General features: G+C 62.7%; 1 protein-coding gene. It reads right to left on the bottom strand.

Annotation, left to right across the window (positions count from 1 at the left end; genetic code table 11):
• Positions 1-651, bottom strand: a 651-nt coding sequence (locus tag AC1DU6_RS34370) for a fumarylacetoacetate hydrolase family protein (RefSeq protein WP_477862946.1), incomplete at both ends; no start/stop codon positions are given.

Genomic DNA, 651 nt, shown 5'->3' with positions numbered 1-651 from the left:
GTCGTGAAGGTGGAGATATAGCTCAAGAGATAGCGGAAGCCGAACATCAGCCGCGATGTGCGATCGTCCTGCCGCAGCTCGCCGTTCACATGGGTGGTAAGGCGGATGTCGGCGATCTGGCTCTCGTCGTGATAAGGCACGATCGACGGCCCGAGGCTGCCGGTGGACTCGAAATTCTTGCCTTGGGTGACGTTGAACTTGGCGTGGCGCACCCAGTCGCGGATGGTGCCTTCGTTGCAGAGCGTCAGCGCGGCGATGTGGTCCAGTGCATCGACCTCGGCGATGTGTCGTCCGGCCTTGCCGATCACCAGCACCACTTCGCCTTCATAGTCGAGCTGCCTGGAGACGCGTGGTCGCACCAGCGGCGCCTCATGTCCGACGAACGAGCGCGGCGTGCGCATGAACATCGACGGATATTTCGGCGCGTCCTGGCCGTCCTTGTATTCGGCATTGCGGTCCGGATAGTTGACGCCGATGCAGATGATCTTTTCCGGGGCGGGGATCGGCGGCTGCCAGGTGATGCTGTCAATCGCAAAATCCGCAGGCTGATTGGCCGCAGCATCCGCGAGTCGGTGCAGGGCGCCATGCGCGATCGCCTCGCGCAAAGTCGGATAATCGCCGCCATAGCGCGCGGACAGATCGACGATCCCG

The sequence above is a fragment of the Roseateles sp. P5_B10 genome, assembly GCF_056400485.1.
Note: the sequence above shows the minus strand (reverse complement) of the source record. Positions and strands in the feature narration are given on the sequence as shown.